At 71.0% G+C, this 14,533-nt stretch carries 16 protein-coding genes and 1 pseudogene; 13 read left to right on the forward strand and 4 right to left on the reverse strand.

Annotated features, from left to right (window positions below):
- Window positions 1–69 precede the first annotated feature (69 nt).
- Window positions 70–840 (reverse strand): SDR family NAD(P)-dependent oxidoreductase, encoded by a 771-nt coding sequence (locus F0Q34_RS13900; RefSeq protein ID WP_149812812.1) that lies wholly within the window; start codon window positions 838–840, stop codon window positions 70–72.
- 126 nt (window positions 841–966) lie between these two features.
- Between F0Q34_RS13900 and queA the strand changes: the two genes are divergently transcribed.
- From queA to otnK, 13 genes are all read left to right on the forward strand, one after another.
- The gene (gene queA / locus F0Q34_RS13905; protein ID WP_149812813.1) at window positions 967–2,052 is read left to right on the forward strand and encodes a tRNA preQ1(34) S-adenosylmethionine ribosyltransferase-isomerase QueA; all 1,086 of its coding nucleotides are present in this window, start codon (window positions 967–969) and stop codon (window positions 2,050–2,052) included.
- Window positions 2,049–3,173, forward strand: coding sequence for a tRNA guanosine(34) transglycosylase Tgt (tgt, locus tag F0Q34_RS13910; protein ID WP_149812814.1), 1,125 nt, complete (start codon window positions 2,049–2,051; stop codon window positions 3,171–3,173). The genes queA and tgt overlap by 4 nt, the downstream gene beginning before the upstream one ends.
- On the forward strand, window positions 3,170–3,646 hold the full coding sequence (queF, locus tag F0Q34_RS13915) for a preQ(1) synthase (RefSeq protein WP_149812815.1): 477 nt from the start codon (window positions 3,170–3,172) through the stop codon (window positions 3,644–3,646). The genes tgt and queF overlap by 4 nt, the downstream gene beginning before the upstream one ends.
- Window positions 3,647–3,697: 51 nt before the next feature.
- On the forward strand, window positions 3,698–4,771 hold the full coding sequence (gene queG / locus F0Q34_RS13920) for a tRNA epoxyqueuosine(34) reductase QueG (RefSeq protein ID WP_149812848.1): 1,074 nt from the start codon (window positions 3,698–3,700) through the stop codon (window positions 4,769–4,771).
- An 86-nt stretch (window positions 4,772–4,857) separates the two neighbouring features.
- Entirely contained in the window at window positions 4,858–5,172 is a 315-nt protein-coding gene (locus tag F0Q34_RS13925) for a hypothetical protein (protein WP_149812816.1), read from the forward strand.
- Between the two features lie 166 nt (window positions 5,173–5,338).
- Window positions 5,339–6,040, forward strand: a complete 702-nt coding sequence (gene queC / locus F0Q34_RS13930; RefSeq protein ID WP_149812817.1) for a 7-cyano-7-deazaguanine synthase QueC — start codon at window positions 5,339–5,341, stop codon at window positions 6,038–6,040.
- Between the two features lie 49 nt (window positions 6,041–6,089).
- A complete protein-coding gene (locus tag F0Q34_RS13935; RefSeq protein WP_149812818.1) occupies window positions 6,090–6,656 on the forward strand; it encodes a VUT family protein in 567 nt (188 codons plus the stop codon).
- A gap of 48 nt (window positions 6,657–6,704) precedes the next feature.
- Window positions 6,705–7,508, forward strand: coding sequence for a RibD family protein (locus F0Q34_RS13940; RefSeq protein ID WP_149812819.1), 804 nt, complete (start codon window positions 6,705–6,707; stop codon window positions 7,506–7,508).
- Window positions 7,505–8,506 carry a zinc-dependent alcohol dehydrogenase gene (locus F0Q34_RS13945; RefSeq protein ID WP_241665488.1) on the forward strand — a complete coding sequence of 334 codons (1,002 nt, stop codon included), beginning with the start codon at window positions 7,505–7,507 and terminating at the stop codon, window positions 8,504–8,506. The genes F0Q34_RS13940 and F0Q34_RS13945 overlap by 4 nt, the downstream gene beginning before the upstream one ends.
- The gene (locus tag F0Q34_RS13950) at window positions 8,494–8,895 is read left to right on the forward strand and encodes a 6-pyruvoyl trahydropterin synthase family protein (protein ID WP_149812821.1); all 402 of its coding nucleotides are present in this window, start codon (window positions 8,494–8,496) and stop codon (window positions 8,893–8,895) included. The genes F0Q34_RS13945 and F0Q34_RS13950 overlap by 13 nt, the downstream gene beginning before the upstream one ends.
- Entirely contained in the window at window positions 8,892–9,935 is a 1,044-nt protein-coding gene (locus F0Q34_RS13955) for a glycosyltransferase family 4 protein (RefSeq protein ID WP_149812822.1), read from the forward strand. The genes F0Q34_RS13950 and F0Q34_RS13955 overlap by 4 nt, the downstream gene beginning before the upstream one ends.
- On the forward strand, window positions 9,932–10,819 hold the full coding sequence (locus F0Q34_RS13960) for a class I SAM-dependent methyltransferase (protein WP_149812823.1): 888 nt from the start codon (window positions 9,932–9,934) through the stop codon (window positions 10,817–10,819). Before F0Q34_RS13955 ends, F0Q34_RS13960 begins: the two co-directional genes overlap by 4 nt.
- 65 nt (window positions 10,820–10,884) lie before the next feature.
- The gene (otnK, locus tag F0Q34_RS13965) at window positions 10,885–12,138 is read left to right on the forward strand and encodes a 3-oxo-tetronate kinase (RefSeq protein WP_149812824.1); all 1,254 of its coding nucleotides are present in this window, start codon (window positions 10,885–10,887) and stop codon (window positions 12,136–12,138) included.
- A gap of 10 nt (window positions 12,139–12,148) precedes the next feature.
- Here otnK and F0Q34_RS13970 read toward each other — a convergent pair whose 3' ends face one another.
- The 3 genes and pseudogenes from F0Q34_RS13970 to F0Q34_RS21820 all read right to left on the reverse strand — a co-directional run.
- Entirely contained in the window at window positions 12,149–13,054 is a 906-nt protein-coding gene (locus tag F0Q34_RS13970) for a diacylglycerol/lipid kinase family protein (protein WP_241665489.1), read from the reverse strand.
- Between the two features lie 68 nt (window positions 13,055–13,122).
- Window positions 13,123–14,112 (reverse strand): 2-hydroxyacid dehydrogenase, encoded by a 990-nt coding sequence (locus F0Q34_RS13975; protein WP_149812825.1) that lies wholly within the window; start codon window positions 14,110–14,112, stop codon window positions 13,123–13,125.
- A gap of 116 nt (window positions 14,113–14,228) precedes the next feature.
- Window positions 14,229–14,533: pseudogene (locus tag F0Q34_RS21820) on the reverse strand (hypothetical protein); the annotation flags it as partial.

The raw sequence follows: 14,533 nt of genomic DNA on the forward strand, positions 1-14,533 counted from the left end.
GTCAGGCTCCATCGGCTTTGCCAGGCGTGGCTTTCCGGGGCGGCGTGCAAACGCCGTGCCGCCGCTTCGTCAGCGCGCTTCCAGCGTCATGCCGCCATCGACCACCACGGTCTGGCCCGTCACCATGGCGGCGCCGGCCAGCAGGAACAGGATCACCTCGGCCAGGTCCTCAGGCTGGCAGCGGCGCTTCAGCAGCGCCTTGGCGGCGGAGTTGGCACGCCGCTCCTCGGTCCATTCCACCATCCAGGGGCTGTCCACGGCGCCCGGCGCCACGGCATTGACGCGGGCTTCCGGCGCCAGGGAGCGCGCCAGGTTCTTGGTCAGGCTGATCACCCCGGCCTTGGTGGCGCCATAGGCCATGGAGCTGCCCGGGCTGTCCAAGCCGGCCACGGAGGCCACGTTCACCACCGCGCCGCGCGCTTCCTTCAGCGCCGGCGCCGCCGCCTTGCTGCAGCGGAACAGGCCGAGCAGGTTCACCTGGAGCACCGTCTGCCACAATTCCTCGGTGATCAGGTCCAGCGCGGATGGCGGGATCAGCTTGGTGGTGCCCGGCGTGCCGGCATTGTTCACGAGGTAGTCGAGCCGCCCGAGATCGGCGACGGCCTGCCGCACCATGCGCGGCCCGTCCTCCGCATCGCCCACATTGCCGGGGGCGGCGATCACGTCGCGGCCAGCCTCGCGCAGCCGCGCCACCGCCTCGCTGCCGCGGGCATCACCCGGCAGGTGGTTGAGGGCGACGCGGCAGCCGGCGGCCGCCAGCGCGGTCGCGGTGGCCAGCCCGATGCCCGAAGCGGCCCCGGTGACCAGGGCAGCGCGCCCCGCGAGCTCATAGCGGATCATCCCGGTTCTCCTTCCCGATGCTTTGGAAAAGGAGCCTGCCCGCCACGCCCGAGCCCCGCAAGCCTCGCCGGGCAGGACTGCGGCGCTTGCCTTTGCCGCCCCCCTCCGCTACCGCCGCGCCATCCCATGACCCAAGCCGCCAACCTTCCCGATCTGCGGGCCGAGGATTTCGACTTCGCCCTGCCCGAGGCGCTGATCGCCCAGTCCCCTGCCCGCCCACGCGACGCCGCGCGGATGCTGGTGGCATCCACGGACGGCCCGCGCGATGCCGGCGTGCGCGACCTGCCGGACTGGCTGCGCCCCGGCGACCTGATGGTGGTGAACGACACATGCGTCATCCCCGCGCGTCTGCGCGCCCGGCGCGGCGAGGCACGGGTCGAGATCATGCTGAACCGCGCCGAGGCGGGCGGCCAGGGGGGCACGGTCTGGCACGCGCTGGTGCGCAACGCGAGGAAGCTGCGGCCGGGCGACATCCTGTCGGTGGAAGGCGCGCCGGAACTCAGCCCGCGCGTGGTGGAGCGGCAGGAAGGCGGCGCCGTGCTGCTCGATTTCGGCCCCGACCAGGGGCTGCTCGCGGCCGCGCTGGAGCGCGCGGGCGAGATCCCGCTGCCACCCTACATCGCCCGCCCCGACGGCCCCCGCCCGGAAGACCGGGACGATTACCAGCCGATCTTCGCGCGGCAGCCCGGCGCCGTCGCCGCGCCGACGGCCAGCCTGCATTTCACCCCGGCCCTGCTGGAGGCGCTGGCGGCGCGCGGCGTCGGCCAGGTGTCGCTCACCCTGCATGTCGGCGCCGGCACGTTCCTGCCGATCCGCGCCGAGAACCCGCGCGAGCACAAGCTGCATGCCGAATGGGGCGAGATCGCGCCGGCGGCCGCGGAGGCCATCAACGCCGCCCGTGCCAAGGGCGGCCGCATCGTCGCCATCGGCACCACGGCGCTGCGGCTGCTGGAAAGCGCGGTGGACGATCAGGGCACGATTCGCCCCTTCCAGGGGCTGACGGACATCTTCCTGCTGCCCGGCCATGTCTTCCACTCGGCCGATCTGCTGCTGACCAATTTCCACCTGCCGAAATCCAGCCTGTTCATGCTGGTCTCGGCCTTCGCCGGCATGGCCCGGATGCGCGATGCCTATGCCCATGCCGTGGCGCAGAATTACCGTTTCTATTCCTATGGCGATGCCAGCCTGCTGTTCCGGGAAGATGCCGCATGACCCTGTCCTGGACCTGCCATTGCCATGACGGCAAGGCTCGCGCCGGCATGCTGCACACCGCGCATGGCGACGTGCCGACCCCGGTTTTCATGCCGGTCGGCACCGCCGGCACGGTGAAGGGCATGACGGCCGACGCGGTGCGCGCCACCGGCGCCAGCATCGTGCTGGGCAACACCTACCACCTGATGCTGCGCCCGGGGGCGGAGCGTGTCGGGCGGCTTGGCGGCCTGCACCGGATGATGGACTGGCAGGGGCCGATCCTGACGGATTCGGGCGGCTTCCAGGTGATGTCGCTGTCCAAGCTGCGGAAGCTGGACAAGGACGGCGTCACCTTCCAGAGCCACATCAATGGCGAGCGCTTCCGCGTGACGCCGGAGCGCTCCATCGAGATCCAGCACCTGCTGGATTCCGACATCACCATGTGCTTCGACGAATGCATCGAATACCCGGCGGCGCATCCGGAAGCCGCGCGCGCCATGCGGCTCTCCATGGACTGGGCCGCCCGCTCCCGCGCCGCCTTCACCCCGCGGGAGGGCTATGGCCTGTTCGGCATCCAGCAGGGCAGCACCTTCGCGGACCTGCGCGCCGAAAGCAGCAAGGCGCTGACCGAGATCGGCTTCGAGGGCTATGCCATCGGTGGCCTCGCGGTCGGCGAGGGGCAGGAGGAGATGTTCCGCACCCTGGATTTCTGCGCCGACATGCTGCCGGAAACGCATCCCCGCTACCTGATGGGCGTCGGCACGCCGAGCGACATCATCGGCGCGGTGCGGCGCGGCGTGGACATGTTCGACTGCGTGATCCCGACCCGCTCCGGCCGCACCGGCCGCGCCTATACCAGCCAGGGCGTGCTCAACATGCGCAATGCGCGCCACGCCGACGACACCGCGCCGCTCGATCCCGAATGCGACTGCCCGGCCTGCACGCGGCATTCGCGCGGCTATTTGCAGCACCTCTTCAAGGCGGGGGAGATGCTGGGGCCGATCCTGCTCACCTGGCACAACATCCGCTACTACCAGCAACTGATGCAGCGGCTGCGGGAAGCCATCCTCGCCGGCCGCCTCGACGCGGAGGCCGCCATCATCGAGGCCGGCTGGAACCGCGCACAGGAGACCGCAGCATGACCCAGCCCTCCCCCGGCCATGATGTGTCCGGCCTGACCATGCTGGGCCAGAACACCAGGCAGCCGCAATCGCCGGAAGAAGCGGTGCTGGAGCGCGTGCCCAACCCGCATCCCGGCCAGAATTACTGCGTGCGCTTCACCGCGCCGGAATTCACCTCTCTCTGCCCCATCACCGGGCAGCCGGATTTCGCGCATCTCGTGATCGACTACGTCCCCGGCGACTGGCTGGTGGAAAGCAAGAGCCTCAAGCTCTACCTCACCTCCTTCCGCAACCATGGCGCCTTCCACGAGGCCTGCACGGTCGGCATCGGGCTGAAGCTCGCCGGGTTGCTGTCGCCGCAATGGCTGCGCATCGGCGGCTATTGGTATCCGCGCGGCGGCATCCCCATTGATGTGTTCTGGCAGACCGGCGATGCGCCGGCCGGCGCGTGGGTGCCGTCCCAGGACGTGCCGAACTACCGCGGCCGGGGCTGATCCGCCCGCCTGCAAGGGAGGACGCCAAACTTGCAGAAGAACGACAAACGAGTGGAAGCCGGCCCGGCATCCCCCGCCCCTTCACCCGATGCGGCCAGCGCCGCCATCCGGGACGAGGCGCTGCGCCTCGGCTTCGACGCGGTGGGCTTCGCGCCCGCGCATCTCGGCCCGGAGGTGAGGCAGCGCCTGGATGCCTTCCTCGCGGCGGGGATGCAGGGCGGGATGGGCTGGCTCGCCGACCGCGCCGAGCAGCGCGCGCATCCCCGGGCGCTGTGGCCCGAGGCGGTGTCGGTGATCGCACTCGGCATGAATTACGGGCCGGAGGAGGACCCGCTCTCCATCCTCGGCCAGCGCGATCGCGCCGCCATCAGCGTGTATGCCCGCAACAAGGATTACCACGACATCGTCAAGAAGCGGCTGAAGGCGCTGGCGCGCTGGATGGTCGATCGCTGGCGCGGCAGCGAATTGAAGGTGTTCGTGGACACCGCTCCCGTGGCCGAGAAGCCGCTGGCGCAGCAGGCCGGGCTCGGCTGGCAGGGCAAGCACAGCAACCTGGTCAGCCGCACCCATGGGTCCTGGCTGTTCCTGGGCGAGATCTACACCACGCTCGACCTCGCGCCCTCCGCGCCGGAGGTGGATCATTGCGGCCGCTGCACGCGCTGCCTTTCCGCCTGCCCGACGGATGCCTTTGTCGGCCCCTACCGGCTCGATGCGCGGCGCTGCGTCTCCTACCTCACCATCGAGCACAAGGGGCCGATCCCGGAGGAGTTCCGCGCCGCCATGGGCAACCGCATCTATGGCTGCGACGACTGCCTGGCCGTGTGTCCCTGGAACAAGTTCGCGCAGGCGGCGCGCGAGCCCGGACTGATGCCGCGGGAGGATCTGAACACGCCGCGCCTCGCGGCCCTGGCCGCGCTGGACGATGCGGCGTTCAGGGCGCTTTTCAGCGGTTCGCCGGTCAAGCGCATCGGCCGTGACCGCTTTGTCCGCAATGTGCTGATCGCCATCGGCAATTCCGGGGATGCCGGATTGCGCCCGGTGGCCAAGCAACTCACGGCCGATCCCGACCCCGTGGTGGCGGAGGCCGCGCAATGGGCGGTTCGCCGGCTGAACACGCCTGCGTGACGTTAGCCCCGGCTTTACCTTGACCAACGACACTGTTCACCAGGCAGCCCGCAACCAGGGCCCTGCCGGTGCTGGAGAGTTGTTTCATGAGTGAGAAGCCGGTCATGGGCTTTGCGTGGTATGACGAGGCCAGCTTCGGCCGGTTGCGTGACGTCATGCCCGACATGAGCGAACGCTACGACGAATGGCGGCATGCCGCCTTGCGCGACGTTCGGCGGGCCGAGGAAGCCGGCTACCGCGTGATCCGCATCGCCCTCCGCCCGGATGAGTTCCTGGCCTGGTGCAGGCAGCACGGCCTCACCTGCATGGATCTGGAAACCCGCCGCGCCTTCGCGCGGGACCGGGCGCAGCTGGTGCTCCGGGCCGAGCGGCTGAACCGCAAATCCTTCTCCTTCTTCTGAAGGGCGGCGCTTGACGCCGCCGCGCGCCGGCGCGATGCCCGGCCGGGGCCAGGGCGCCATGGCACGGCATCGCCGGCCACCGCGCACCGGCCCCTTCAACACGCCAGAGCATCCGGCGCGAAAGCCATTGCCCGTCATGCTCGCGGCCAGACGGGGGCGAGATGCGATGGATGACGGGGCGCTGGTTCTGTTCAGCGGCGGGCAGGATTCCGCCACCTGCCTGGCCTGGGCGCTGAACCGCTTTGGCCGGGTGGAAACGCTGGGCTTCGATTACGGCCAGCGCCACCGGGTGGAGCTGGATTGCCGCGCGGAGTTCCGAGCCGGGCTGAAGCCGGAATGGCAGGCCAGACTAGGGCCGGACCACACCCTGGCGCTGGACGCCCTGGGCGCCGTGTCCGACACCGCCCTGACGCGGGAAACGGAGATCTCCATGGGCGAAAGCGGCCTGCCCAATACCTTTGTTCCCGGCCGCAACATCGTGTTCCTGACCTTCGCCGCCGCCCTCGCCTACCGGCGCGGCCTGCGCCACATCGTCGGCGGCATGTGCGAGACGGATTATTCCGGCTACCCCGATTGCCGGGACGACACCATCAAGGCGCTGCAGGTGGCGCTGAACCTCGGCATCGACCCGGGGGAGAAGAAGCGCTTCGTGCTGCACACCCCGCTGATGTGGCTGGACAAGGCGCAAACCTGGAAACTGGCCGAGGATCTCGGCGGCCCCGCCCTTGTCGCGGACATCGCCGAGAAAACCCACACCTGCTACCTGGGCGAGCGGGGTACGCGGCATGAATGGGGCCATGGCTGCGGCACCTGCCCGGCCTGCGCCTTGCGTGCCAGGGGATGGATGGCGTATCGCTCCGGCTGCTGAACCCTCAGCGCGGATGCTCCCGCCCCACCCCTTGGGAAAACTCGCAAGAATGACCGGACCTCGCCTGGAGGGCCTGCTGGCCCTTGTCGCCTTCGGGCTCACCATTCCCGCGGCCAACTGGCTGATCGGCAATGTCGGCACGGTGTGCCCGCCGCAGAGCCCCTGCCTGATCCCTGTCGCCCCCGCTGCCGCTGGCTTCGTCATGGCGCCTTCCGGCGTGCTGATGATCGGCATGGCCCTGGTGCTGCGGGACCTGGTGCAGCGCCGCCTGGGGGTGGGCTGGGCCTGGGCCGCCATCGTGGCGGGCACGGCGCTGTCAGCGCTGCTGGCGCCACCTTCCCTGGTGCTGGCCTCCGCCGCCGCCTTCCTGCTGAGCGAAACGGCGGACCTGCTGGTCTATACCCCGCTGCAACGGCGCAACCTGGTTGTGGCGGTGCTGGCCTCCGGCGCCGTCGGACTGGTGGTGGACAGCATCTTCTTTCTGTTGATCGCCTTTGGCGACCTCGGCTTCCTGCCCGGCCAGGTGCTGGGCAAGCTGTGGATGGTGCTGCTGGCGCTGCCGCTCACCGCCTGGCTGCGCCGGGCGGATATGCGGCGCGGCCTGGAGCCGGCCTGATGGCCGCGCTTCTGGCAACCTTCCCGCCCCTGCGGCATAGAGGAGGCAATGGATGCCACCCTCCCCGCCGCCACCGATCCCGACGGACCTGACTGGCAGGCGCTGCTGCGCCTGCGGGACGGCGGCGCCGTTCCACCGGCTTCGCCGCTGCGGGATTTGTTCCTGCCGGTCCTGCTGCCCTCTGGCCGGCCGGATGGGTGCATGGTGCTGGGGCGGCTGGCGCAGACCCTGGATGGCCGCATCGCCACCGCCTCGGGCTCCAGCCAGTGGATCGGCGGCCGGGGCGACATTCTGCACACCCACCGGCTGCGCGCCCTTTGCGACGCGGTGGTGATCGGCGCGGGCACGGTGCGGCACGACAATCCACGCCTGACCACGCGCGAGGTGCCGGGGCCCTCCCCGGCGCGGATCGTGCTGGACACCAACCGCCGCCTGGGAACCGATTACGGCCTGTTCGCCGCCGGCGGCCCGCCCACCCTCCTGGTCTGCGCCGAGGATGCGGCGGGCGACGACACGCATGGCGCCGCCGAGGTGCTGCGCGCCCCGCGCGCCGCGATCGGCGGCCTCGACATCGCGGCCCTGCTGCCCATCCTGGCCGCGCGCGGGCTGCGGCGGCTGTTTGTGGAGGGCGGCGGGCTGACCGTGTCCCGCTTCCTGGCGGCGGGCTGCCTGGACCGGCTGCACGTCACCGTGGCGCCGGTGCTGCTCGGCAGCGGCATACCCGCCTTCACCTTGCCGGAGGCGGCGCGCATCGCCGATGGGCTGCGGTTCGAATGGCAGGTGCATCCGCTGGGGCAGGATGTGCTGTTCGACATCGCGCTGCACCGTGCCCGCCCGGCAGTCTGCACGTGACCATCGCCCGCAGCTTCTGGATCACCGCGCCTGGGCGCGCCGAGATCCGCGCCGCCGCCTTGCCGCCCCGCGCCGCCAGCCAGGCCCTGGTCCGCGCGGTGGCCAGCGGCATTTCCCGCGGCACGGAACGGCTGGTGTTCCAGGGCCAGGTGCCGGAAAGCCAGTGGGGCGCGATGCGCGCCCCGTTGCAGGCCGGCGATTTCCCTTTCCCCATCGCCTATGGCTATGCGGCGGTGGGCGTGGCCGAGGAAGCCCCGTCCGAATTGCAGGGCCGGCGCGTCTTCTGCCTCCATCCGCATGCCGACCGCTTCCTGGCCCCCGCCACCATGTGCATCCCGGTGCCGGATGCGGTGCCGGACCACCGGGCCGTGCTGGCGGCCAACATGGAAACGGCGCTCAACATCGCCTGGGATGCGGGAACATTGCCGGGGGAGCGCATCCTGGTGGTCGGCGCGGGCGTGGTCGGGCTGCTTTCCGCCTGGCTGCTGGCGCGCATCCCCGGAACCGAGGTCACGGTGGTGGACACCGACCCCGCCCGCCGCGCGGTGGCCGAGGCACTCGGCGCCCGCTTCGCGGCGCCGGAGCAAAGCCCGGGCGGCCAGGAGCTGATCATCCATGCTTCCGCCAATCCCGAAGGGCTTCGCCACGCGCTGCGCCACGCCGCCTTCGAGGCACGCATCCTCGAAGCGTCCTGGTATGGCGACAAGCCGGTGACGCTGCCCCTGGGCGAGGAGTTCCATGCGAAGCGGCTGACCCTGCGCGCCACCCAGGTCGGCGCCGTGTCGCCGCCGCTGCGCGGGCGGCGCAGCCATGCCGAGCGCCTGGCTTTGGCGCTCCGCCTGCTCGGCGACCCGGCGCTGGACGCGTTGTGCGGGCCGCATGTCCCCTTCGACGAATTGCCGGCCCGCATGGCCAGCCTGCTCGGCCCACCGCCCGCGGGCGAGGCCGCGCCGCTCTGCCCCATTGTCACCTACGAGGATAAGCGATGTTCAGCCTGACCGTCGCCGACCACATCATGGTCGCGCACAGCTTCCGCGGCGAGGCGTTCGGCCCCGCCCAGCGCGTCCACGGCGCCACCTTCGTGGTGGAGGCCGAGTTCCGCGCACCGAAGCTGGATGACGCCAACCTGCTGGTGGACATCGCCGCCGCGCGCGTCGAGCTGCGCCGCATCCTGGACGAGATCGACTACCGCAACCTGGACGAGGAACCCCGCTTCGCCGGGCAGAACACCAGCACGGAGTTCCTTTGCCATCACATCCATGGCGCGCTGGCCGCGGCGGTCAGGGAAGGACGGCTCGGCGAAAGCGGCAGGTCGGTGCGGTCGATCAAGGTTCTGATGCGCGAAAGCCCCCTCGCCTGGGCGGCCTATGAGGCGGATCTGGCATGAAGCTCGCCCTGCTCGTTCCTGGCCCGTTCAGCACGGTGTCGGGCGGCTACGGCTATGACCGGAGGCTGGTGGAGGGCTTCCGCCAGGCGGGCCACGAGGTGCGGGTGGTGGAACTGGATGGACGCCATCCCCTGCCGGACATGGCGGCCCAGGCCGCGGCCCGCGCCGCCCTGGACGCCGTGCCTTCCGATACATGCCTGATCATCGACGGCCTCGGCCTGCCGGCCTTCGCGCCCTTCGCCGATGAGCTGGAGGCGCGTGGGGCCATCGGCCTGATCCATCACCCGACCGCCATCGAGCCCGGCTTCGACGAGGAGGAGCGTGACGACCTGCGCCAGCGCGAAACGCTGCTGTTCCCCCGCATGGCGCGCCTTGTCGCCACATCCCGCCTGACCGCCGACCGGCTTTCCGGCGAGTTCGGCGCCGATGCCGCGCGCATTGGCGTGGTGGAGCCGGGAACCGATCCGGCGCCGCGCAGCCAGGGCTCGGGCGGGCCGGGCTGCGCCATCCTGTCCGTCGCGGTGCTGGTGCCGCGCAAGGGCCATGACGTGCTGATGCGCGCGCTGTCCAAGCTCAGCGACCTCGACTGGAAGCTCACCATCGCCGGCGCCCCGCGCGACCGGGTGCATGCGCAAAGCCTAGCCGCGCTGGCGGAGGAACTCAGCATCGCGCAGCGCGTCACCTTTGCCGGCGAAGTGGCGCAGGACGATCTGGAAGCCCTTTACGCCCGCGCCGACCTGTTCGCCCTGGCGACCCACTGGGAAGGCTACGGCATGGCGGCGGCCGAGGCGCTGGCGCATGGCCTGCCACTGGCCATTACCGCCGGCGGCGCCATCGCCGATCTGGTGCCGCTGCAGGCCGGGGTGATCTCGCCGCCCGGCGACGTTGCTTCCCTGTCCCGCGCCATGCGCCGCCCGATCTATGACACGCGGCTGCGCGCCGAGATGGCGGACGCCGCCTGGGCCGCAGGGCAGAAGCTGCCGCGCTGGAACGACCGCGCCGGCGCCTTCATCGCCGAGATCGAGCGGGCCAGCGCGTGAGCGAGGAATTCGACGGCGACTGGCTCGACCTGCGCGAGCCCTTCGATGCGCGCGCGCGCCATGCGGGCCTCGCCCTGGATCTGGCGGAGCTGCTGCCGCCGCGCCCGCATCTGGTGGATCTCGGGGCCGGGACCGGCGCGCTGCTGCGCTGGCTGGCGCCGATCCTGAACCGTTCGCAGCGCTGGACGCTGGTGGATGCCGATGCCGGTCTGCTGGCACGCGCCTTCGCCACCATCGAGGAACGCGCCATCGGCGCCGGCTGGGCCACCACCTGGCCGCGCCGCGACACCTTGCTGGTGCACACGCCGCAGGGCGTGTGGCGGGTCGATGCGCGCACCGCCGATTTGTCCGGCGGCGCATCCGCATTGCCGCTGGACGGCGCCGATGCGGTGGTCAGCACAGCCTTGTGCGACCTTGTTTCCCGGCGCTGGGTGAACGCCATGGCGGCCACGCTGCGGGTGCCCTTCTATGCCGCGCTCAACGTCAACGGGCAGGAGCGCTTCTTTCCGCCCCATCCCGCCGACCGGCTGGTCGCCCATGGCTTCGCCCGCGACCAGATCCGCGACAAGGGCTTCGGTGGCCGCGCCCTGGGTCCGCGGGCACCGCGTGCCATGGCGGAGGCCTTCCGCGCCATGGGCTTCCATGTGCGCACCGCGCCGAGCCCCTGGCTCGTCGGCGCCAACACGCCTGTCATGGCCGATACCCTGGCGGAAGGCCATGGCCGCGCCGCGCTATCGGCATTGCCGCGCGGCATGGCCCCGTTGATCCGCGGCTGGATGGAAGCACGGCGCGCGCAGGCCATGCGGGGCAGGCTGGGCGCGCGCATAGGGCATACGGATCTTCTGGCTGTTCCAATGGCTGTTCCGACGACCGGAAGAAGCTGAAGGCCGGGAACGATCCGGCCATATTTCTGTTTCGCGCGCGGGCCGCCGCCGCCTTTCCGAAGGGCATGACCATGCTGCTGGGCTGCATCGCCGACGATTTCACCGGCGCCACGGATCTCGCCGCCATGTTGGTGGCCCAGGGCATGCGCACCGCGCAGGTGATCGGCACGCCGGACGGTCCGCTGCCCGAGGCCGACGCGATCGTTGTGGCCCTGCCCTCCCGCGCCGCCCCGGTGGCGGACGCCGTGCGCGACAGCCTGGCGGCCTGCGAAGCCTTGCTGGCCGCCGGCGCGAAGCAGATCTTCCTGAAATACGCTTCCACCTTCGACAGCACGGAAAGCGGCAATATCGGCCCCGTGGCCGACGCGTTGCTGCACCGCCTGCAGGCCGGCTTCGCCATAGCCTGCCCGGCCTTTCCCGCCACCGGCCGCTTTGTCTTCCATGGCCATCTGTTTGTCGGCCATGCGCTGCTGAACGAAAGCGGCATGCAACACCATGCGCCGACGCCCATGCGCGATGCCAACCTGGTTCGCGTGCTGGCGCGGCAAACGGAAGGCGGGGTCGGGCTGATCCCCTTCGCCGTGGTCGAACAAGGCGCAGCCCCGATCCGCGCCGCCGCGTCCCAGCTGGCGGAGCGCGGCCGCCGCTACGCCATCGCCGACGCCGTGACGGACGCGCATCTCCTGGCGCTCGGCGAGGCCTGCGCGGAACACGCCCTGGTCACCGGCGGGTCGGGCCTTGCCATGGGTTTGCCGGAGAATTTCCGTCGCAAGGGCCTGCTGCCGGATCGCGGCGATGCCGACCTGCTGCCGCCGCCCACCGGCGCCATGGCGGTGCTGGCCGGCTCCTGCGCCCGCGCCACCCTGGCGCAGATCGGGCTGGCGCGCGGCCACCTGCCGACGCTGGAACTGGATGTGCTGGCAACGCCGGAGCTGCCCGCCCTGGTCGCTCAGGCCGCCGAATGGATCGAGGGCCGCCTGTCCGGGGAACGCCCCGTGGTGATCGCGACCTCCGCGCCCCCCGAGCGCGTGCTGGCCCTGCGCAGCAGGCTCGGCGCCGAGGCGGCTGACGCGCTGGTGCGGGATGCGCTGGCCGCGGTCGCGCAGCTGCTGACCGAACGCGGTGTGCGCCGGCTGGTCGTGGCCGGCAGCGACACGGCGGAAACGGTGGTGCGGCGCCTCGGCATCGGCATGCTGCGCGTCGGCCCGCAGATCGATCCGGGCGTGCCATGGTGCTTCGCCGAGGCGGAGGAGCTGCACCTGGCCTTGAAGCCCGGCCCTTCCGGCGCGCGCGACTTCTTCCTCAAGGCCTTTGACTGAAGGCGCGTGCCTACTCCGCTTCCTTTTGCGGCAATGGTGCGAACACCGTCAGCGCCTTGGGCAGCGTCCGGTAGCGCAGCGGCGTGCGCATCATCGTGATCTCCCCATCCATCGACACCCGGAGGTAGCGGCGCGAGGAACGGATCTCGGCCTCGCACACCGCGCGCATCTCGAACTCGCGCTCTTCCTTCAGCCGTCCCAGCACGGCGCGCAGCAACATGCGCAGGATGGCCCAGCGGCTGCTGTGGCGGGTGATGCAGAGGCAAAGCTCGCCGCGATCCAGGCGCGGGCGGCGGCCGGCGCGCGGCAACGTCGTCTCGTACATGTTGTTGCCGACAAAGACGAGCGGCGTCATCAGCCGCTCGCCCCATCCCTCGGCGCTGACCGCAAGGCGGTGCCGGGTGAAGCGCGCCAGCGTGCGAACACTGGCCAGCAGCATGGCCGGCATCTTGCGCCAGCCATGCTTCTGCTGCCGTTCCCGCTCCCGCACCATTTCCGGATAAAGCCCGACGGTCGAGTTGTTCAGGAAGACGCGGCCATTCACCTCGGCCAGGTCGATGCGCAGGAGGTGGTGCGCGGCGATCACCGCGACGGCGCCCTTTTCCTCCAGCGGAACGCCGAGGTCGCGGCAGAAATGGTTGCGCGTGCCGAGCGGCAGGACCCCGAAGGGCTTGCCGCTGCCTGCCATCAGCCGGGCCACGGTGCCCAGCGTGCCGTCGCCGCCGCCAGCGACGATGCCATCCCAGTCTTCCGCAAGGGCGGCGCGGACCGCATCCTCCAGCGCCTCCCCCTGCACTTCGGTGACCGAGGCCAGGATGCCGTGCGCGGCGAATTCTTCGGCCAGCCGGGCGGTCACATCCTCTCCTCCGACCGATCCGCCCCAGGCATTGACGATCACCTTCAGCCGCATGGCCATGCACCTCGCTTCATGGCGGGGCAAAGCGCCAGCGGCGGCGGGGTTTCCGCCACGCTGGCGCCAGTCGCTCATGCCAGGGCGGTGAGGTCGATCTCGTCCAGCAGCGCCTCGTCGCGCAGGAACCGGCCGATATTGGCGGTGGCGCCTGCCACCTTGGCCTGCATCGCATCCAGCGTGCCGGCGGCGACATGCGGCGTCAGCACCACGTTCGGCAGGCCAAGGAGTGGGTTGTCGGGGCGCGGCGGCTCCGGCTCGAACACATCGACGGCGGCGGCGCGGATGAGGCCGCCGCGCAGCGCCTCGGCCAGCGCCGCCTCGTCCACCACCGCGCCCCGGGCGCAGTTCACCAGCACGGCGTCGCGCCGCATCTGGCGGAACGCCTCGGCGCCGAACAGGTGATGGGTCTGCGGCGTGGCGGGAAGGTGCAGGGTGATGACCTCGGCTTCCCGCAGCAGCTCCGGCAGCTCGACCCGGCGGAAGTTCAGGGCCAGTTCCAGGCCTTCCGGCAGCTTCTGGTAAGGATCGACATACAGGCCCCTCACCTTGAAGGGCTGCAGAAGCGCCGCAACGGCGGAGCCGATGCGGCCCATGCCGACGATCCCGACGGTGCGGCCGCGCAGGTTGCGGGTTTCGGTGCGGAGCGAGGTGCCCATCCAGTTGCCGTTGCGCATGGCGGCATCGACGCGCGGGATCTGCCGCAACGTGGCGAACATCAGGGCCAGGGCGTGCTCGCTGACCACATCGGCCGTGCCCGATGGATTGATGGCGAGGCGGATCCCGCGCGCCCGCATCTCGGCGATGGGCGTTTCCCCTTCCCAACCGACGCCCTGATGCTGGACCAGCTTCAGCCGCGTCGCATGGGCCACCCATTCGGGGCGCAGCACGGCGGGAGCGACGATCACCACATCGGCGAGCGGCAGCTTCTCCAGCCGCTCCGCATCGTCATTGCTGGACAGGGTCATCAGCTCGGAGCCTTCCGGCATCCGGGCGCGCCACATGTCGTAGACGGATTGCGGTGCGTGGCTGAGATACAGGACACGGCGGATATTGTCGGTCATCATTTCCTCTCCGGCGGCCGAGTTGGCGCTGAGGAGGCAGGCTAAAGCAGAACCGGCCCGCCGGAAATCCGGGAGGATCTCCAACAGGCCGGTTCATCGTCACGGCGTGGCGCGCGTCAGTTGCCCGGCGCGGTGTCAACCGGCATCTCGGGCACCGCCTCGGGCAGCGCTTCCGGCATGTTCGGCACGCTCGGCACGGCTTCCTTTTCGGCCTTGCGGCGGGCGCGGGTGGCCGCCCCCTTCTTCGCGGCCGCGATGCGGGCGGGATCGGAGCCCTTCTCCGCTGGCGCGGCGGCCTTGCGCATGGCGGGCTTCTTCACCGCGGCAGGGCGGGCGGCGCGAAGCGTCGCCGTCGCCTTGGCCCGGCTGGTCGCCGCCTTCTTCGGCGCCGCCGCCGTCTTGCGCGCGGTGCTCGTCCGCG

Origin of the sequence: Teichococcus oryzae (assembly GCF_008386565.1) — a bacterium.
Lineage (GTDB): Bacteria > Pseudomonadota > Alphaproteobacteria > Acetobacterales > Acetobacteraceae > Pseudoroseomonas > Pseudoroseomonas oryzae.